This is a genomic window from Vibrio mimicus CAIM 602, assembly GCF_000338875.1.
Classification (GTDB): domain Bacteria; phylum Pseudomonadota; class Gammaproteobacteria; order Enterobacterales; family Vibrionaceae; genus Vibrio; species Vibrio mimicus.
On sequence record NZ_AOMO01000040.1, the window covers coordinates 1 to 19,877 of the forward strand.

A 19,877-nucleotide genomic window follows, 5' to 3' on the forward strand; every position below is an offset into this window, starting at 1 on the left:
TCACCTAAGTTGGCATGTTGAAAGACATGTTTAGCCATTGTGCAGAGTTTGATATAAAGTTCATAGTGCTTGCCTGATGTTGTAATGAAGATCAGATCGACAACATCAAACAGAGTTCAAAAAAATCCCCCGTACTTGACGGGGGATTTGTGTATAAGAGACAGCGCTAAAGCGAGGTTTTGTCATGGGTTCGAACGGAGATTATTCGTCAGTAGACTCTTCTGGTTGCTCATTCTCTTGCTCTGCGAGAGCTGCAAGCATAGGGGCATACCATTGATCCAATTTCGCGCGTAGTGTATCGACACCAATGCCGCTCAGTGAAGAAAACGCATCTACCGCGACATCGCCGCCAAATTGTTTAGCGTCTTCACGCACTTTCAAAACTTGTGCTTTGCGAGCTCCACTTTTCAGTTTATCAGCTTTGGTGAGCATCACTTGTACTGGGATGCCGCACTCGACAGCCCAAATAATCAGCTGCTGATCGAGATCTTTCATCGGGTGGCGAATATCCATCAGTACCACTAAACCTTTTAAGCACTGACGTTTTTGTAGGTATTCACCGAGCGCTCTTTGCCACTTTAGTTTCATCTCTAGTGGTACTTGAGCAAAGCCATATCCCGGCAAATCGACGATGTGGCAACCCTCTGCTACTTTAAAAAGGTTAATCAACTGAGTACGACCCGGAGTCTTACTGGTTTTTGCCAGGTTTTTCTGGTTGGTCAGGCGATTAAGGGAACTTGACTTACCAGCGTTAGAGCGTCCTGCGAACGCAATTTCGATACCTTCATCTTCAGGAAGATGGCGAATATCAGGTGCACTGGTAATGAAATGCGTGTTCTGGTAATGAATTTTTACGCTCACTGTGTTAACTCCATCTCGACTTTGTGTAGTCGATTGATTACTTTTTTGTGAAATTGTGTAAAATAACCGTGCTCGGCATAAGGTCGCCTATTGTACCATGAGTGGTACCCCAGAGTGGTACTGGAAGCTTGATAATTATAAATGGAATGTCATGAAGAAATTAGCGCTAATCTTGAGTGTTTTAGCCAGCTGCTCTGTATGGGCCCAAGGTAGTATCGAAGCTGGTAAAGCCAAATCTCTAACCTGTGCTGCCTGCCACGGTGCAGACGGTAACAGCCAATTAACTATTTACCCTAAACTGGCAGGGCAACATGAGAAGTACCTTGAGAAACAACTCAAGGAACTGAAATTGGGTGCTTCCAGTGGTGGAAAACAAGGTCGTTATGATCCTGTGATGAGTGCAATGGCAATGCCTCTGAGCGATGAAGACATCGCAGATTTGGCTGCGTATTACTCTTCTTTACCTATTTCTGGCAATACCACACCTGAAGATGTGGTTGCACAAGGTAAAGTGCTTTACACAGCAGGTGATGCCTCTCGTGGTTTAACGGCTTGTATCGCGTGTCACGGTCCTCGTGGTAACGGTACTGAGCTGTCTGGCTTCCCGAAAATTTCCGGGCAGCATGCAGACTATATTAAAGCTCAGCTAGAGAAATTCCGTTCAGGAACTCGTGCTAACGACATGAATGAAATGATGCGCGATGTGGCGCATAAACTGACGGATTCGGATATCGATATCTTGTCAAAATACGTAGGTGGCCTGCACTAATCAGGCAATACGAGCAAAAGAACATCAAACAGCCCTAGTGACCTTACTAGGGCTGTTGCTTTTTTAGGCCTTAGAACCGTCAATCCTTGAGGTTCATCACTCTCTATTTAGCGTTTTTTGTTTAGGTTGATGAGAAAATCGCCTTTTACACTCCACTCTCAGGGTAGTTTCTGGTATGTTGCGCATCCCGTTGGAGGAGGTCAGCATGCATTCATGCCCGTTATGTCACAGTGAAAACAGCCAAGCTTATTTTACTGATAAGTATCGCCGCTATTTTCAATGTCAGCAGTGTGCGCTGGTGTATGTCGATCCTGAGCAACGCTTAAGTGCGGAGCGAGAAAAAGGCTTCTATGACTTGCATCAGAACATTCCCAGCGATGAAGGCTATCGACGCTTTTTATCGCGAGTCTGTTCACCTATGCTTGAAAGAATACCTCCCCAATCTCAAGGGTTAGATTTTGGCTGTGGGCCAGGCCCCACCTTATCTCTGATGTTAGAAGAAGCTGGACACACCGTGGCGTTGTACGACATCTTCTATCATCCGGATACTGAGGTGTTGAACCGCCAATACGATTTTATGACTGCGACCGAGGTGATTGAGCATCTACACGATCCTCACCGAGTGTGGCAGCAATGGTTAAATTTAGTTAAGCCAGGCGGCTGGATTGGTCTGATGACAAAAATGGTCAAAGACTTGGACGCATTTGCTGGTTGGCACTACAAAAATGATCTCACCCATGTGATCTTTTTCAGTCGTGCCACGTTTCAGTATCTGGCTGAGCGGGATAAGCTCGAACTTGAATTTATTGGTAATGATGTAATTTTACTGAGGAAACCCCAGTAATGAGTCGCTCAAAGAAATCGAGAAAACCGGGTACCAACAGTAACGACCAACTGGTCGTGGTACGTACACGCAGCGAATCCGAAGTGGAAAGCCGTCTGCGTAAAAAACTGAAAAAACGTAAAGGTTTAAAGTCAGGCAGCCGCCACTCTGAAGGTAGCGAAAGCCAAGTGCGTCAAGCGTCGCAGAAGCGTGATCCGCGTTTGGGCAGCAAAAAGCCAATTCCATTGATTGTTGAAGCGCCGAAGAAGCTCAATAAACAAGAGCGTAAACTGGCGGCTGAGCAAGAACTGGCGATGCTGGAAAAAGATGCACAACTGAACGTATTGCTCGATAGACTCGACAACGGTGAGAAGCTAGGTATTGGCTTGCAGAAATACGTTGATGAGAAATTAGATCGCATCGAAATGCTGATGGAGCAACTGGGTCTATTGGATGATGAGCCAGTGGAAGAGCCTGCACCACAAGCTAAACCGAGCAAAAAGCGCAAAACAGAAGACGATTTGCTCTCTGAGTTTGAACAGCTGGATGTCGATAAGTATCAAGATTAAGGAGCAGTGATGAACGGGATGCTACTCGCCAGCGTGGGTGGTGCCATTATCGTGGCGCTCGCCAGTTACGCTGCTTATTTGCTGTGGCAAGTGAAAAAACAGCAAACGCTGCAGTTGCAACATCAACAATTAGCGATTGAAAAGCGTAATGCGAACATCTTTGATAGCGTTAATATCCTTTGCATGGCGGGTATTCAAGGGCAGTGCGATCTGTCGGAAATCAGTATCCGTGTTTATTGCATTATGGATTATGTGCAAGGTGAACAGCGCGTCAATTTTGAACAAGAGTATCCCGCGATCAGTGAGCTTTATCATCTGGTGAAAGACATGGCGCGCGGCGACGCGCGTCAGCAGCTACCGAAGCAAGAGCGAATGAAGCAGAATCTGGAACGCACCAAAGCAGAAAGTCGTCTGCAAGATGCGATCATTGAAGAGCTCACTGCACTCAAGCAGCGCATCCAGCCTCTGAATAATCAAATTGCGATTCAGATGGTGTGAAACTAACCCGAAAGGGGGAGTGATCACGCTAGCAGAATCGAATATTTTGTTGCCAAATCCTATTCTGTTGCCCGACGTCTTTCGATGTCGTGTGGCAGAATAGCCCGTGAAGAATTGAGCAAAACGGAAAGTTTCACTATGTCGTCGTATGTCGTACCCAGCCAACAGATCGTATGGGATCAGGCCATTCTGGATAAGTACAACTACTCCGGTCCGCGTTACACTTCATACCCGACTGCGGTTGAGTTTCATGAAGCCTTTACTATCGCTGACTTTGATATGGCTTGTACTCAGTACCCAGAGCGGCCTCTGTCGCTTTATATCCATATCCCGTTTTGCCATAAGCTTTGCTACTACTGTGGCTGTAACAAGGTCATTACTCGTCACTCGCACAAAGCAGACGAATATCTTGATGTGCTAGAGCATGAAATTTGCCAACGCGCATCATTGCTGACGGGAAGAAATGTTACTCAGCTGCACTTTGGCGGTGGCACTCCAACTTTTCTGACCAATGCGCAGATCAGCCGTTTGATGACGTTGCTACGCAGTGAATTCGATTTTGCTGATGATGCTGAAATCAGTATTGAAATCGATCCGCGTGAAATTCAATTAGACGTGCTTGATCACCTGCGCCAAGAAGGCTTTAACCGAGTTAGCATTGGTGTGCAGGATTTCAATAAAGAAGTACAGAAGCTGGTTAATCGTGAACAGGATGAGCAGTTTATTTTTGCTTTGGTTGAGCGTGCAAAACAGCTTGGTTTCCGTTCGACCAACCTCGATCTGATTTACGGCTTACCTAAACAAACCGCAGAAACCTTTGCCCAGACTTTGCAACAAGTGCTGACCATGCAGCCGGGACGTTTGTCGGTGTTTAACTACGCGCATATGCCACAACTGTTCGCGGCACAGCGCAAAATTAAAGATGCGGATTTACCTGCCGCAGAAGAAAAACTGGCGATTTTACAGCAGACGATAGCCACTCTAACTGGCGCGGGTTATCAGTTCATCGGTATGGATCACTTTGCCTTGCCGGATGATGAGTTGGCTGTTGCTCAACGTAACGGTATTTTGCATCGTAACTTCCAAGGCTACACCACCCAAGGTGAGTGTGACTTAGTCGGCTTTGGGGTTTCCGCGATTTCTATGGTGGGCGATGCGTACGCGCAAAACCAGAAAGAGCTGAAAAAATACTATGCGCAAGTCAATGAGATGCGTCATGCACTGTGGAAAGGTGTAGCGCTCGATAAAGATGATTTGCTGCGCCGTGAAGTGATTAAGCAGCTGATTTGTAACTTTAAGCTTGATAAAACCGAGATTGAGCGTGAGTTCAATCTGCGTTTCAATCACTACTTCCGTCAGGATTTAGCTCTGCTACAAACCTTCATTGACGACGAGTTGGTGACGGTGGATGAAAAAATGATTGAAGTGACTCTGCGTGGTCGTTTGTTAATTCGCAACATCTGTATGTGTTTTGATAAATACCTGCGTGAGCGGGCACGTCAGCAGCAGTTCTCACGAGTCATTTAAGACTGCATTCAAACACAAGGCCACCGCATGCGGTGGCCTTGTTGTTTCTTATGCTATGTCGTTTCAGGATGATTGAACGGAAGGCGATTCCAGCAAAGAGAGCGCTTTACGAGAGACATCATGCGCCGCACGCGTGAAATTCTGCTTTTCTAATGCATCCGCCAGATAGGCGTAGTCTGAGACACTTGAACGTAGCGACAGTGCTTTTTCGAGATGTTTCTGTGCATCGGCCCAATGTTTTTCGCGCAGATAAAGTTGGCCTAGTGCGCTGTGTGCTTCTGCATTATTACTATCACGGCGCAGTGCATCTTCCAGCAAAGCGATCAGTGGATGGCGATCAGTGATATTGAGCTCTGGCAACAGGGCATAAAGCTCAGCGGTCGGCTGTTTCTTCAAACTCTCTTTGATGACCGAAAACGCTTCATAATCGGCTTTGCGTTGAATGAGTTGAGTAATAAAACACATCAACAGTTCTGGCTCTGCTTTTAACTTACGCGACATTTGTGCCCAGTGCTGAACCAATCCTTCACTGCCTTTTTGGCTAGCAATGCTTTGTAAAATGCCACGCTGGGCGGTGAGCTCAAGCTGCTGCGCTTCTTCATTAGTCAAACGTTTGGCCTTCACCAGTTTGGGAAGCAGTTCTAAGAGCGGCTGCCATTGGCCTAGGGCTTGGTAGCACTGTTTAAGCAGGTTTAATACCACAGTATTGTGTGGATGGCTGTTTTGCAGTTGAGTTAAAGTGTTCAATGCGGCTTCATTATCGCCATCGCTCAGTTGCTGTTTCGCGCGAGTCAGTTCAACCGCTAAAGTGGCGTTGTCCTGCTTTGCCGCCAGCGCTAAGTAGTGATCGCGCTTAGCTCGATCACCCATTCCATTCGCTGCTTCCGATGCAACGAGATAACAGAGCAGCGGCATATCGTGATGGTTTGCCCATCGAGTAACTTTTTTCTCGGCTTGTTTCCAATCACCTTCAAGCAGTTTGATGATTCCTTCATTGGTATAGCGGCGTGAGCGGCGTAGCTTACGCACACTGAACCAGTTCCAAGTATGAAAGCTGGTATAGAGGATTTTTTTGATCACAAACTCAAGTGCGAACAGCGCGGCTAAAGCGGCGATGATAAAGATCACCAGCGTAGTCACGCTCATTTCGATAGTGCGATTGGCAATTGAGATCAGCACATAACCTTGTTGGCCTGCATATTGAGTACCTACAAACAGGCCAAGGCCGAGGACGACAAATAAGAAAATCAGTCGAATCATTGCTTCGCCTCCGTGGTGATAGGGGTGACACTACGGCGCAAACGTTCGGTGATTACATCGGCTAACTGCTGCTGTGTTTGCAGTTTCACCGGATATTTGACCTGGACTTGCTGTTTGGCGAGTTGAGCTAGCTCTGCATTAAAGGTTTGTACGGCTTTGTCTCCAGCATTGAAGAAAGAGGTAGACCACTGTTCAGCGGTAGTCAGTGAAGTGAGATAAAGGGTCTGTTGTTCTGTATACACCCCTTTGATCGCCGTTTCTAATTTGGCTTGCAGGTTCTCTTTCAAATAAAAATGCTGAGTTGGGGAGAGCAGAGGAATCACATTCCCGTCACGAGAACGGAAGGTGATGAAGTTATCGACAAAGGCGTTGAGTGAGTTTTTCAGGTTGGTTTGCCAATCATTAATATTCTCGGATACCGCTTGGGTTTCCTGTGATTGATCTTCTGGCAAGATTGCATTGGCCAGCGGTAAGCTGTCGACTTGTTGCTGTAAGCTGATCAGACGCAGTACTAAACCATCACGATCAACCAGTGGGATATTTTTAAGCGCCGTAATGTCATTCGCCATGGCTTTACGCAGTGGCGTTAGACTGGGGTCGTTGAGCGCAGCAATGCGCTGATCGGCACTTTCCATCAATTGGGTTGCGGTTTCTACATCATGTTCGAGGAACAGTTTACGTCCTGCGAGCTTCACCAAATAATCAGCTTCCGCGAGGAGCCAATCATTTGGACGGCGACCTTTAATATCTGCCACCGCAAGCTGCAAACTCTCAATACTTTTTTGCTGTTGTTCCAGTACGGTTTCTGCGCGATGAGTAATTTCTGTGGCTTGCGAGGTGGCACTGGCCACGGTTTGCTTAAGCTGTTCGTTGAGCACTTCGCGGGTTTGATTCAGTTCGGCACGTACCGCTTGTAGTTGCGCATTAAATTGGGCTTTCTGTTGCTGATGAACATAAGCAAAACCAGCACCGAGTGCTAAAACCAGTAGCAAGGCGACACTGGCCAGTTTTTTGCCCTGATTATTTTGAGTCTGAGTCTGAGTCGGAGTTTGCGGTTGAGGCTCGTTAGAAACTTTAGCTGCCGCGGGTTCTGGTTGAACGGTGGCATCGACTTTTGATTCGTGCTCGGTAGGTGAAGTAACGGTGGGCGAGGGCACGCTGGTTTTGGCTGCGGTTTCAGGTTCTTGTTGCGGTTTATTGTTGTTGGTCATTGCTCAGAGTTCCTGTTGGTTAGGGCATTAATGCCACCACTAAATCGCGATTGGCTGCACTTGGCGTAGTCACAATCCGATGAAATCCTAGGTTATGGGCGAGTTCGGCGATGCGTTGGCTAGGAACCAGCAGAGTGAGGTGCTGTACCCATTCCAAATTGCAGCCATTTAACTGGCTAACGAAAAAAGCCAACTGTTCGCTGCTGGTGATCACCAGTGAGCTGACCCCGGCGTGTTGCCATTTAGGAATACACTCAGTGGCAGAAAAAGGCAGCTCACTTCGGCAATACGCTTCTTGATAGCGTACCGTTGCGCCTCTTTCCACTAAGGTGGAATAAATCAGCTCACGGCCACCATTGCCCCGTAATATCAATATCTTCTTACCTGCGACATGGCGTAATGCCTCTAGTGCCAGCAGGTGTTCACTATCGCTAATTTCTGGATAGTCTACTGATTGTTGGCAGGCTTTGCTGAAAACATGCGCGGTTTTTTGACCAACGGCAAGGTAAATAGCGCTATTTGGCCAACAAATTCGCCGATGTTGCAGAAATTGGTCACTGAAAGTCACAGCATGCTGGCTGACGGCGATGATGATGTCGAATGAAGCTAAATCTTCTGCCAGCTCAGGGAGTTGAGGACTGGCAGAGATAGTGATCAGAGGATGATGCAGGGCAGTGATGCCCTGCTGATGAAGAAGTTGGCACAGTTCAATGCCTTGTACATCGGGACGAGTGACCAGTACTGTCATAGCACCCTCAATCGGTTACAGATGTGATGAACCATCTTGCGGCTTATTTATGCTCGCCTTTATTCGTGTTCACAATAGAGACGTTCCAGAATTTCTTTGGCTCCTTGTCCAAGTAGCTGCTCAGCCAGTGTAATACCTAGCTGTTCTGCTTCAGTACGTGGGCCGCGGATTTCACCACGAACGATTTGTGAGCCATCTGGTTCACCCACCAGAGCGCGTAGCCAAATCTCGTCACCATCAAGTAGAGCATAGCTACCAATCGGCACCTGGCAGCCACCTTGCAGAGTCAGGTTCATCGCGCGCTCACAGCGCACGCGATCCGCGGTATCGGTATGGTTGAGTGGCGCAAGCAGTTCACGCACACGTTGGTCATCCAAACGACACTCAATGCCCACTGCACCTTGGCCAACGGCTGGCAGAGATTGCTCTGGTTCGATAAAGCTGCGAATGCGGCTTTCTAGTTCGAGTCGTTTTAGGCCAGCTGCCGCCAAAATAATCGCATCGTATTCGCCAGCATCTAGTTTGCTTAATCTGGTACCCACGTTGCCGCGCAACTCTTTGATGACTAGATCAGGACGCGCTGCTTTTAATTGGCATTGGCGACGCAGGCTGCAAGTACCGACCACGGCACCCGATGGCAGATCATCAATCTTGGCGTAGGTATTAGAAACAAACGCATCGCGAGGATCTTCTCGCTCGCAGATGGTGACTAAACCAAGACCTTGTGGAAAATCGACCGGAACATCTTTCATGGAATGTACGGCTAAATCAGCACGACCTTCGAGCATGGCGACTTCCAGCTCCTTGACGAATAGGCCTTTGCCACCCACTTTGGCGAGTGGGGTATCCAAAATCACATCACCACGGGTCACCATAGTGACCAACTCCACCTTAAGTCCCGGATGGGCTGCCATTAAGGCATCCTTAACATAGTTGGCTTGCCATAAAGCCAGTGGGCTCTGGCGGGTTGCAATGCGAATCGGCGTCTCGGTCATTATGATGTTCCTATCCATCTGTATAAAGTCGCCTAATCCTATCACTTGAGATTCAAAATGCTTACTACAAGTTCTGCGATGGATGATTTTTGCATGGGAGAATGTTGCCTTAGGGTTGGATAGTGTGATTCGCATCGCGTTTATTCGTTGGTCTATACTTACAAAACGGCAATTTGCAACAACACTGTAATCATTTATGCTGTTCAGTGTTGATAAGTGTCTAGTTTGATGTGATGTGCTTCCAAGAGCGCTTTACCAAACTGTAAAGAAGTGTTAAATTGATCACGTTTTGTTGGCATGGTCGCGTAAAACATAACCAAAAAGCGGCTTTTATCTGTCATTCAGGGAAGCAACCTTGCAGGCTTATACTCAGACCTTAATCCATAGACTTGATAAGCTAAACCGGCAACGCGTCGAGCGTGCGCTGGCTCTTATGGATTTGCAAAGCCAACGTGTTTTCCATTTAATTCCTGCCCTGTTCCAATTTAATCATCCCCTGATCCCCGGTTATTTTTCTGTTGATACGCCTTTCGGTATCCATCTTTTTGAAGCCAATGACATTCAGCAGCAGTTTATCGATGATGCCCAATTAACGATCGGTGAATCGTTAACTCAATCTGAGAATCCAGCGATTCTTGGTTTATATACGATGGGTAGTACATCATCGATCGGTCAAAGTACGTCCAGTGATCTGGATATTTGGGTGTGTGTTTCTGCTCAAATGAGTTGTGAAGCGCGAGACGCACTTTCTAGCAAATGTCTGCTGATCACCGATTGGGCAAAAAGTCAGGGCGTGGAAGCTAACTTCTTCATCATGAATGAAGAACGTTTCCGCCATAATCATTCGGAAGCGTTAAGCGGTGAGAACTGTGGTTCATCGCAGCATTTGTTGCTGTTGGATGAGTTTTATCGCTCTGCGGTGCGTTTGGCTGGTAAGCGTCTGCTGTGGCAGATCGTGCCACCTGAAATGGAAGAGTGCTACGACGAATATGTTCACGAGCTCTGTTCAAATGGTTTTTTGAACTGCAATGAATGGATCGATTTTGGTAAGTTGAACCGCATTCCTGCTGAAGAATACTTCGGCGCGAATTTGTGGCAGCTTTATAAGAGCATCGACTCTCCATATAAGTCGGTACTAAAAGCGATCCTGCTCGAAGCCTATTCGTGGGAGTACCCACACACTCAACTATTGAGTATTGATAGTAAACGCCGTTTCTTTGCCGATGAGCCAGACTTGTATGGGATGGATTCCTACTATCTTATGCTCGAAAAAGTCACCCGTTATTTAGAACGCATTGGTGACACGACTCGCTTAGAGCTGGTGCGTCGCTGTTTCTATCTCAAAACCCATGAAAAACTGTCTCGTGATCCGGGGATTGGTTCGATGCCTTGGCGTCGCGAAGCTTTGCGTGAACTCACCAGTGAGTGGCAATGGGGCGCAGACTTGATTGCTGAGCTGGATAACCGTCGCCACTGGAAAGTGGAACAGGTGAAAGTGGTGCACCATGCACTGCTCGATGCACTCATGCTCAGTTACCGTAACCTGATTCAGTTTGCGCGCCGCAATGACATCACTTCGGCCATCAGCCCACAAGATATCTCGATTCTGGCGCGTAAACTTTATGCCGCGTTTGAAGTGTTGCCGGGTAAAGTCACTTTGCTGAACCCGCAAATTTCTCCTGATTTGCATGAGTCCGATTTAAGCTTTATTGAAGTCTGCCCTGAGCGTACTAATAAAGCGGGTTGGTATCTGTATAAGCAACCATTGCAGGCGCAGCGCCTGATTGGTCAGCCTTATCTTGAGCACAACGAATACTTGAGTAAGTTGGTGGCATGGGCGTTTTTCAATGGCCTGATCACCGAATCTACGCGGTTACATGCGGTCGTGCGCCAAGCGCAGTTAGATATCGACAAGTTCTATCAGATGGTGAGCGATCTGCGTAACACCTTCTCATTGCGTAAGCGTCGCCCAACTATGCAAGCACTGGCCAATCCTTGTGAAATTAGCCAGCTCGCCATGTTCATCAATTTTGAGCATGACCCAACCAGCGAACTCAGTGGTAAAGCGCTGAAGGTTGATCTGAAAAACATTGATATTTTCAGCTTCGGCACAGAACAAAAATGTTTAGTCGGCAGTGTCGATTTGGTGTATCGAAACTCGTGGCAAGAAGTTCGAACCCTGCATTTTGAAGGCCAGACAGCCATGCTGGATGCTTTGAAAACCGTGCTTGGAAAAATGCATCAGGATGCGTTGCCGCCGGAATCGGTCGACGTGTTCTGCTACAGTAAAAACTTGCGTGGTGTGATGCGCAACTTGGTCTATCAACTGCTGGCCGAGTGCATTGATTTACGTCTGAAGCCGATGGAGCAAGAGAAGCGTCGTCGTTTTAAAGCGCTGCGCATGGGCGATCAAATGTATGGTCTGTTCTTTGAGCGCCGTGGTGTTTCTGTACAAAAACTGGAAAACTCCGTCGATTTTTATCGCAGCATCTCGACCAATAAGCTGAAAGGTTCCCCTTTGCTGATGCTCGATCGCGATCAGGATTATCCTTTGCCTGCAGTGGTGGACAGTTTTGCCAGCGAGGGTTTGGTGCAGTTCTTCTTTGAAGATACCGAAAAAGGTTTCAACATCTATGTGCTGGATGAAGCCAACCGCGTTGAAGTGTATCACCAGTTCAATGGCGAAAAAGATGAGATGATTGCCAGCGTCAACAGCTTCTACACTTCGATACTGGATGACAGCAGTAAGCTTGCCGCGAAAAGCATCAACTTTAACCTGCCGCAGTATTACCAAATTATTCACCCAGAAGAGGGTGAGACTTATGTGGTGCCGTATCGTAACGACAGCGCCGTGTATTCCAAGCCTTCGCAAGTGGTGAATGCCTAAATCAGCGAAGCTTCAGGTTTTCTGAATAATTCCCAATAAAAAAAGAGCACTCATGTGCTCTTTTTTATTGCATGACAAGTGCGCCAACTTAAGCCCAATCAATCGGCTCATCGGCATGTTTATCACACTCTTGTTTCAGCAAGGTGAGCAGTTCAAGCCCGGTTTTGGAGCAGATCCACTCGCCATCAATCCACTTGAAATGGTAGCCGCCGGATTTCGATGCTAACCAGATTTCACGCATCGGTTCTTGGCGGTTAATGATGATTTGGCTACGGTCATCAAACTCCAATGTCATGACATTGCCTGAGGTCTCGTAGTCGATATCGGCACCGGCCTCATCAATCGCCGCTTCTATACGCTCTAGTTGGCTGTCGACGAGTTGATGAAATTCAGTTTCGTTCATCCTATCTATCCTATTGCTTTTCCTAATCGTGGTGCGATTATAGGGGGCATTGATTCAATAAGCACGATATGCAAAATGAAAAAGAAATTCACAGCACTGTTTTTGTTGTCCATGCTCGCGTTAGCGGGGTGTGGGCAAACTGGGCCACTTTATATGCCTGATGATGCAAAACAAAGCGAACAAAGTCAGTAAATCACGCCACTCTCCGCAAGCTATGTGAAGTTGTTGTTCATACAACGGCGGCTTTACGTGGGCGGGAAAAAGAATAAAAGGGAAAGCATTTTGGATTACTTCAATTATCAGGATGATGGCCAGTTATGGGCCGAGCAAGTTCCACTCGCCGATCTGGCAAACCAGTACGGCACACCACTCTATGTTTACTCAAGAGCGACTCTTGAGCGCCATTGGCATGCGTTTGATAAGTCGGTAGGGGATTACCCACATCTGATTTGTTATGCAGTTAAAGCCAACTCTAACCTTGGGGTATTGAATACTTTAGCTCGCTTGGGCTCTGGCTTTGATATCGTTTCGGTCGGTGAATTGGAACGTGTCCTAGCTGCCGGCGGCGATCCAAGCAAAGTGGTGTTTTCTGGCGTCGGTAAAACCGAAGCCGAGATGAAACGTGCGCTGCAATTGAAGATCAAATGCTTTAACGTAGAGTCAGAGCGTGAACTGCATCGTCTGAACAAGGTGGCAGCTGAGTTAGGTGTTAAAGCGCCGATTTCACTGCGTATCAACCCAGATGTGGATGCCAAAACGCACCCTTACATCTCAACGGGTTTGCGTGATAACAAATTTGGCATCACGTTTGACCGCGCGGCAGAGGTATATCGCCTTGCGCACAGCCTGCCGCACCTTGATGTGCATGGCATAGACTGCCATATCGGCTCGCAATTAACTGCACTTGCCCCGTTTATTGATGCGACCGACCGTTTGTTGGCGCTGATTGATTCACTCAAAGCAGAAGGCATCCATATCCGTCACTTGGACGTTGGCGGTGGTCTAGGCGTAGTTTACCGTGATGAATTACCACCACAGCCTTCTGAATATGCCAAAGCGTTGTTGGATCGCCTCGAGCGTCACCGTGATTTGGAACTGATTTTTGAACCTGGACGCGCGATTGCGGCTAACGCTGGTGTGTTGGTGACTAAGGTTGAGTTTCTCAAACACACTGAACACAAAAACTTCGCGATTATTGATGCGGCGATGAATGATTTGATTCGTCCTGCGCTGTACCAAGCATGGCAAGACATCATTCCGCTGCGCCCACGCCAAGGCGAAGCGCAAACCTATGATTTGGTTGGCCCAGTGTGTGAAACCAGTGATTTCTTAGGTAAAGATCGCGACTTAGTGCTGGAAGAAGGGGATCTGCTCGCGGTTCGTTCTTCTGGTGCATATGGTTTTACCATGTCCTCTAATTACAATTCCCGTCCGCGTGTGGCTGAAGTGATGGTTGATGGCAATAAAGCCCATTTGGTGCGCCAGCGTGAAACCTTAAGCAGCCTGTGGGCGTTGGAATCGGTTTTACCGGAGTAAAGTTATCTTTTATGCATTTCCATTTTTCTAAAATGCACGGCTTGGGTAACGACTTTATGGTCGTCGACTGCGTTACCCAAAACGTCTTCTTCTCTCCGGAATTGATCCGTCGTCTGGCGGATCGTCATACTGGAGTGGGCTTTGATCAACTGTTGGTGGTTGAAGCACCTTACGATCCTGAATCCGATTTCCATTACCGAATTTTTAATGCGGATGGCAGCGAAGTGGAGCAGTGCGGCAATGGTGCGCGCTGTTTTGCCCGTTTTGTACGCATGAAAGGGTTAACCAACAAGTACACCATCAATGTCAGCACCAAAAAAGGCAAGATGGTGCTCAATGTGGAAGAGGAAGATCTGATCACAGTGAACATGGGTGTGCCGGAATTTGAACCGAGCAAAATCCCATTTCGTGCCAAGCAGAGTGAGAAAACCTATATTCTGCGCGCCGGTGAGCAAACGCTGTTTTGCGGTGCGGTGAGTATGGGCAACCCTCATGTGGTGACTGTGGTGGATGACATTCGCACCGCAGCGGTAGAAACCTTGGGACCGCTTCTGGAATCTCACGAACGCTTCCCTGAGCGTGTGAATGCCGGCTTTATGCAGGTGGTGAGCCGTGAAGAGATCAATCTGCGCGTTTATGAACGTGGTGCGGGCGAAACCCAAGCCTGTGGCAGTGGTGCTTGTGGCGCGGTTGCGGTCGGAATTCTGCAAGGATTACTGGATGAGCAAGTCCGAGTGCATTTACCTGGTGGCGAACTGGAAATCAGTTGGAAAGGCCCTGGTAAACCGCTTTACATGACTGGCCCAGCCACGCACGTCTACGATGGCCAAATCTCTTGCTAATTGAGGTTCAATTTTGTCTCAGGTAACGGCAGATGCTCTGACCGCCCAAGTGGTGGCAGAGTATCTTGATGAACACCCCGACTTTTTTCAGCACCATGCCTATCTGGTTGAGCGTTTAGCTCTACCTACTCAAGCGGGTGCTGTATCTCTCGCTCATGTGCAGTTAGCACGGCAGCGGCAGCGAATTGAAGATCTCGAAGAAGAGATCACCGGTTTGATGTCACTCGCCGCGAATAACGATCGCACTTTCCATGAGTTTATGGATCTGCAAGAGCAGATCCTCAAATGCTCGTCACTGCAAGCGGTACTGCATGCGATTGAAGCGAAAGCGCGTGAGTTGAATTTACGTGCTTATGTGCGCCTTATGCAGCGACATGATGAGAAATATGGTTTAGCCAGTGAGGATTGGCAGCGCTTTTCGACCAATCACTTTAATGGCAAGCCAGCGTATTTAGGCCGTTTACGGCAAGCGGATCGCCAACGTCTGTTGGGTGATAGACCTGCGCCGGAAATGGGCTCCTATGTGGTATTACCCTTACATCGCCAAGCTCCGTTAGGTATCTTGGCTTTTGCGAGTGAAGATGGCGGCCACTTTCAGCCGAGTATGGACACCTTGTTTTTACGCCATCTGGCGTTAGTCTTAGCTCATCTGATAGAGACTTTACCTTGGCAGTCACACGATGAAGACCGAAGAACTCACCCCGCTTCCTAATGCGTTAGCTCAGCCGCTGGAACGATTTTATGCTTATCTGCACAGCGAAAAAGGGCTGAGCCTCTATACGCAGCGTAACTATAAGCAGCAACTTGAAACCATGGCGCGTTACTTGGCGCAAATGGGCTTAACCAGCTGGCCTCAGCTCGATGCAGCGTGGGTAAGACAATTGGTCGTGCTGGGTAAGCGACAAGGCATGAAGGCCAGTAGCATTTCTACCCGTTTATCTTCATTGCGCAGCTTTCTCGATTTTCTGATTTTGCGTGGTGAGTTGCAGGCGAATCCGGCGAAAGGCGTTTCTGCACCACGCAAGCAACGTCCGCTGCCGAAAAACCTTGATGTTGACGAAATGGCGCAGTTGTTGGAAGTGACCGATGATGATCCACTTTCCATTCGTGACCGTGCGATCATGGAACTGATGTATGGCTCAGGTTTACGTTTGGCAGAACTGGTGTCGATTGATGTTAAAGACGTCAATCTGCGTGACGGGGAAATCCGCGTCATCGGTAAAGGTAACAAAGAGCGCAAAGTCTGGTTCGCTGGACAAGCACAAGAATGGGTAGGGAAGTGGCTCAAGCTGCGCAGTCAGTTGGCCAATAGTGACGAAACGGCGCTGTTTGTTTCCAAACTCGGCACGCGTATTTCGCACCGCAGCGTGCAAAAACGTATGGCTGAATGGGGGCAAAAGCAAGCGGTCGCGAGCCATATTAGCCCACATAAACTGCGCCACTCTTTTGCTACGCACATGTTGGAATCGAGCAATAATCTGCGTGCCGTGCAGGAGTTGCTTGGTCACGAAAATATCGCCACCACGCAAATCTATACTCACCTCGACTTTCAACATCTGGCTCAGGTGTATGATCAGGCGCACCCACGCGCCCGCAAAAAGAACAAGGACTAAGCATGCTGTTTTATCGCTCACTGGCTCCGATTCAAGCACTCACTTTCGATTTGGATGATACTCTTTACGACAACCGCCCAGTGATTAAGCAAGTGGAAGCGAAAGCCACCGAGTGGCTGTTAACCCAGCATCCAGTGACTGCTACGCGACCTTTGAGTTGGTGGCAAGCGTTGAAACGCGATATCGCGAAACAGTTTCCCGATCAGTGTCACGATGTGAGCGAATGGCGTTATTTGCAGGTAATGCATGGTCTCATTCAGTTGGGTTATGCCCAGCCACAGGCTGAGCAGGCAGCGCGAGATACTCTTGAAGAAGTCATGTTCTGGCGCAATCAAGTTGATGTACCCGCTGAAACTCATCGTGTTTTGGCCGAATTGGCGGCTAAGATGCCGCTGATTGCGATCACCAATGGTAATGTGCAGGTGGAAAAAATTGGCTTGAGTGATTATTTCCAATCTGTGCTGCGTGCTGGCCCTGATGGACGTGCTAAGCCTTACGCCGATCTGTTTCAATTGGCTGCTCAACAGCTCCAATTACCAGCAGGTTCAATCTTGCATGTCGGGGACCATTTGCAAACCGATGTACTGGGTGCTCGACAAAGTGGTTTTCAGGCATGCTGGTTTAATGACCAAGGGCTGAGCATTCGTCGACAGAGCAAAGCGAGCGTGTTACCTGATGTGGAAATTGAATGTTTGCCACAGTTGTTATTAATGGTTAACTGAGTGCATATCATCGGGTCACAAAAATCACATTGCTTGGGTATTGAGTATGGTCTGCGGTAAGGTTTGCATTGCATAATGCCTAAACATTTCACTGGCTTATCTGCTCTTTATGTTTACGGTATCTCGTCTCATCCCTGATTTGGCATCGGCAAATAGTGTGCTCGATGCTATCGATCTTCCTTATGGGCAATCCGTACTAGTCCAGATTTTTTCTCCTCTAAGTCGTGAGCAAGTCCTCGTGCTTGCCGAAAAAATTCGTACCCGATTTCCCCATGCCTGTCTGTTAGGGTGCAGCACGGAAGAAGTGATCTTCCAAGGCGAGATTCATTGTCAAACCACTTTGCTGCAAATAACGGTATTTGAGCAGACGCACCTCAGTCGTGCGGTAGTCACCTACAGTGATGATTATGTGGAAGATGGGCAACGTTTGGCCCGTCAGTTAGAGCTGAATGAATCCTCAAAAGCGGTGCTGTGTTTTTCTTGGCAAATGGATGCTTTGCAAACGTCACGCTTTGCTTTACAGACTGCCACGGGCAGTATGATTCCGGTGGCGGGCGGTGCAGCGAAACAAACGCCTGCTGGGTGTTGGATATTGCTGGACGATGTTTGCTACCAAGATGCCAGCGTGGCGATTGCACTGCATGGTGAGGCTTTGTATGTTGAAACGGGTGGTTACACCGAATGGCAACCTGTAGGGCGCACTTATCGTGTCACTGCGGTTGATGGCAACCGAGTTTTAAGCCTCGATGATGAGCCGATTGAAGCGATTTATGAGCGCAATTTAGGTCTAGGTTTGCAACCCGATATGCCCCATGAGTGGTTGATTAGCTTCCCATTGATGAAAGGTGAGTATCGCCAGCAAGATATTTTTCTACCACTGAGCCAAGACCCGCAAGGTGGGCTCTGTTTTGATCGGCCGCTGGCTGTGCAAGATGAAGTGCGTTTCTGTTTTGACCATCCTTCCTTAACGCTTGAGCGGGTTTACCTCACGGCGAAGCAACTGCAAGCCAAGCAGTGCCAACAAGTGTGGGTGTTTAACTGTGCGCTGCGACTGAATTTCATGCATGAAAATCATGAACTCCGGCCTTTACAGGCTGTTGCGCCTACCGATGGTTGTTACTGCTGGGGAGAACTGCTACATCATAAAGGGCAGCAGCAAGTGATGCATCACAGCATGACTTTTCTTGCCCTACGTGAAGGTGATCTGCGTGATATTGAGCTTGCTCCGCTACCGAGTTATCCCGTAGGGATGACCTCTCCTTTGTTCAATTTGATTCGTCATGCGTTTCACGATTTGGATGTGATGACCGATAACTTGGCACAGCAGATCCGTGCCCAAACCTCATTGCTGACGGCCAGTTACCGCCGAGATCGCCGTACAGGCTTACCGAACCGAGTGGTGCTGCGTGAACGTTTAGAGCGCTTTGCGGAAAATGAGCATCTGGTGGCGATCAAAGTGACTAACTTCAATCAGATTAACGAGAAGTACGGTTATCCGGTTGGGGATAAGTTGCTGTGTGATTTAAGTGAACAGTTTCAAGCTTATCTGGATCAGAAATTGGCGGGCCATAGTTCGCTGTATGCCATTGGAGTCGGTGAGTGGGCGACGGTGTTCTATTCTCGTGTCGATGAACAGTGCATTCACAGCCATTTCTATCAGTTTGTTGAGCAGCTAGAACACGTCAACTTTGAGCCTTGTGGACTGCCGAATTTGGATTACCTGTCGATTTCGCTATGCGCAGGTTTAGTCAGCCATAGGGATTTTTCAGAGCACACGCCGGACGATTTACTGCTGAGAGCCATCGAAGCACGCCGTTATGCCTTCAATAACAATCGCCACTTTTGCAATGCCTCACGGCTCAAGTTGCAGGAGACTGTGCGCCAAGAGCGCCTCAATTGGTTATCACGTGTTAGCCGTGCGGTACTGCGTGATGATGTGGTGGTGTATGCGCAGCCTATTTGTGAGGCGCGCAGCCATGTGGTTGCTTCGTACGAGTGCTTGGTACGGATTGAAGATGAAGGGGAAATTATTCTCCCTGGCCACTTTTTACCTATCATCACTGACACTCATCTGTACACTCGCCTGAGTCGTCAAATGATTACGCATACTTTCAATATGATGCGTCATCGACCTGAAGCTTTTTCTCTCAACCTCTCTCCACAGGATTTGATGAGTGAGCGCACTTTGCAGCATTTAGAAGCGGCAATCAAATCAGTGGCAGATCCTTCTCGCGTCGGTCTGGAAGTGCTTGAAAGTGAGCAGATTAAAGATTACGGACGCATGATTGAAGTGTGCAACCATTTCCGCTCACTCGGCGCGACCATCATAGTGGATGATTTTGGCAGCGGTTATTCCAATATCGATGAGATAGTGAAGCTGGAGCCGCAAGTGATTAAGCTCGATGGCAGCCTGATCCGCAATATCGACCAAGATGTGAAGCAGCGGCGCATTGCAGAGCAACTGGTGAAACTGTGTCAGGTTCTAAATGCAAAAACCGTGGCAGAGTTTGTGCACAACCAAACGGTGTGTCGTATCAGTGAGGATATGGGCGTTGATTACCTACAAGGCTACTTCCTCGGTCGCCCAACACGTTTGGGGTAGTTGTCAGCTTC

The 19,877-nt window shown here is 48.2% G+C and carries 19 protein-coding genes; 13 read left to right on the forward strand and 6 right to left on the reverse strand.

Features of this window, described 5'->3' with window-relative positions; translation table 11 throughout:
- Positions 1-201: 201 nt before the first annotated feature.
- A complete protein-coding gene (yihA, locus tag D908_RS06750; RefSeq protein ID WP_005525390.1) occupies positions 202-861 on the reverse strand; it encodes a ribosome biogenesis GTP-binding protein YihA/YsxC in 660 nt (219 codons plus the stop codon).
- A gap of 151 nt (positions 862-1,012) precedes the next feature.
- Here yihA and D908_RS06745 point away from each other — a divergent pair, with 151 nt between their 5' ends.
- The 5 genes from D908_RS06745 (at position 1,013) to hemN (ending at position 5,047) form a co-directional block, all read left to right on the forward strand.
- Positions 1,013-1,630: a c-type cytochrome gene (locus tag D908_RS06745; RefSeq protein ID WP_000731850.1), complete on the forward strand. Its 618-nt coding sequence runs from the start codon at positions 1,013-1,015 to the stop codon at positions 1,628-1,630.
- 205 nt (positions 1,631-1,835) lie between these two features.
- Positions 1,836-2,474, forward strand: coding sequence for a class I SAM-dependent methyltransferase (locus D908_RS06740; RefSeq protein WP_000555163.1), 639 nt, complete (start codon positions 1,836-1,838; stop codon positions 2,472-2,474).
- The gene (gene yihI, locus D908_RS06735; protein WP_000091434.1) at positions 2,474-3,022 is read left to right on the forward strand and encodes a Der GTPase-activating protein YihI; all 549 of its coding nucleotides are present in this window, start codon (positions 2,474-2,476) and stop codon (positions 3,020-3,022) included. The genes D908_RS06740 and yihI overlap by 1 nt, the downstream gene beginning before the upstream one ends.
- Positions 3,023-3,031: 9 nt before the next feature.
- Positions 3,032-3,520: a DUF2489 domain-containing protein gene (locus D908_RS06730; protein WP_001013984.1), complete on the forward strand. Its 489-nt coding sequence runs from the start codon at positions 3,032-3,034 to the stop codon at positions 3,518-3,520.
- Between the two features lie 138 nt (positions 3,521-3,658).
- Positions 3,659-5,047, forward strand: a complete 1,389-nt coding sequence (hemN, locus tag D908_RS06725; RefSeq protein WP_032467653.1) for an oxygen-independent coproporphyrinogen III oxidase — start codon at positions 3,659-3,661, stop codon at positions 5,045-5,047.
- 63 nt (positions 5,048-5,110) lie between these two features.
- Here hemN and D908_RS06720 read toward each other — a convergent pair whose 3' ends face one another.
- The 4 genes from D908_RS06720 to hemC are packed head-to-tail and all read right to left on the reverse strand — an operon-like array spanning position 5,111 to position 9,261.
- Positions 5,111-6,307, reverse strand: a complete 1,197-nt coding sequence (locus tag D908_RS06720) for a heme biosynthesis protein HemY (RefSeq protein ID WP_000620212.1) — start codon at positions 6,305-6,307, stop codon at positions 5,111-5,113.
- Positions 6,304-7,518, reverse strand: coding sequence for a uroporphyrinogen-III C-methyltransferase (locus D908_RS06715; protein WP_005525392.1), 1,215 nt, complete (start codon positions 7,516-7,518; stop codon positions 6,304-6,306). The genes D908_RS06720 and D908_RS06715 overlap by 4 nt, the downstream gene beginning before the upstream one ends.
- A gap of 19 nt (positions 7,519-7,537) precedes the next feature.
- Positions 7,538-8,266 carry a uroporphyrinogen-III synthase gene (locus D908_RS06710; protein ID WP_005525393.1) on the reverse strand — a complete coding sequence of 243 codons (729 nt, stop codon included), beginning with the start codon at positions 8,264-8,266 and terminating at the stop codon, positions 7,538-7,540.
- Positions 8,267-8,325: 59 nt separating this feature from the next.
- The gene (gene hemC, locus D908_RS06705) at positions 8,326-9,261 is read right to left on the reverse strand and encodes a hydroxymethylbilane synthase (RefSeq protein WP_005525394.1); all 936 of its coding nucleotides are present in this window, start codon (positions 9,259-9,261) and stop codon (positions 8,326-8,328) included.
- A 355-nt stretch (positions 9,262-9,616) separates the two neighbouring features.
- Here hemC and D908_RS06695 point away from each other — a divergent pair, with 355 nt between their 5' ends.
- Positions 9,617-12,148: a class I adenylate cyclase gene (locus D908_RS06695; RefSeq protein WP_001149674.1), complete on the forward strand. Its 2,532-nt coding sequence runs from the start codon at positions 9,617-9,619 to the stop codon at positions 12,146-12,148.
- Between the two features lie 88 nt (positions 12,149-12,236).
- On the opposite strand, the gene cyaY is transcribed toward D908_RS06695, so the two are convergent.
- Positions 12,237-12,551 (reverse strand): iron donor protein CyaY, encoded by a 315-nt coding sequence (gene cyaY, locus D908_RS06690; RefSeq protein ID WP_001005954.1) that lies wholly within the window; start codon positions 12,549-12,551, stop codon positions 12,237-12,239.
- Between the two features lie 75 nt (positions 12,552-12,626).
- On the opposite strand from cyaY, the gene lptM reads away from it, so the two are divergent.
- From lptM to cdpA, 7 genes are all read left to right on the forward strand, one after another.
- Positions 12,627-12,743 carry an LPS translocon maturation chaperone LptM gene (lptM, locus tag D908_RS23210; RefSeq protein WP_000726425.1) on the forward strand — a complete coding sequence of 39 codons (117 nt, stop codon included), beginning with the start codon at positions 12,627-12,629 and terminating at the stop codon, positions 12,741-12,743.
- 90 nt (positions 12,744-12,833) lie between these two features.
- Positions 12,834-14,087: a diaminopimelate decarboxylase gene (lysA, locus tag D908_RS06685; protein ID WP_000384381.1), complete on the forward strand. Its 1,254-nt coding sequence runs from the start codon at positions 12,834-12,836 to the stop codon at positions 14,085-14,087.
- Positions 14,088-14,098: 11 nt separating this feature from the next.
- A complete protein-coding gene (gene dapF, locus D908_RS06680) occupies positions 14,099-14,929 on the forward strand; it encodes a diaminopimelate epimerase (RefSeq protein WP_005525395.1) in 831 nt (276 codons plus the stop codon).
- Positions 14,930-14,942: 13 nt separating this feature from the next.
- Complete coding sequence (locus tag D908_RS06675; protein ID WP_005525396.1) at positions 14,943-15,641, forward strand: DUF484 family protein; 699 nt, start codon at positions 14,943-14,945, stop codon at positions 15,639-15,641.
- Complete coding sequence (gene xerC, locus D908_RS06670; protein ID WP_005525397.1) at positions 15,610-16,542, forward strand: tyrosine recombinase XerC; 933 nt, start codon at positions 15,610-15,612, stop codon at positions 16,540-16,542. Before D908_RS06675 ends, xerC begins: the two co-directional genes overlap by 32 nt.
- Before the next feature lie 2 nt (positions 16,543-16,544).
- Entirely contained in the window at positions 16,545-17,264 is a 720-nt protein-coding gene (gene yigB / locus D908_RS06665) for a 5-amino-6-(5-phospho-D-ribitylamino)uracil phosphatase YigB (protein ID WP_005525398.1), read from the forward strand.
- 109 nt (positions 17,265-17,373) lie between these two features.
- Positions 17,374-19,866 carry a cyclic di-GMP phosphodiesterase CdpA gene (gene cdpA, locus D908_RS06660; protein WP_005525400.1) on the forward strand — a complete coding sequence of 831 codons (2,493 nt, stop codon included), beginning with the start codon at positions 17,374-17,376 and terminating at the stop codon, positions 19,864-19,866.
- Positions 19,867-19,877: the final 11 nt, after the last annotated feature.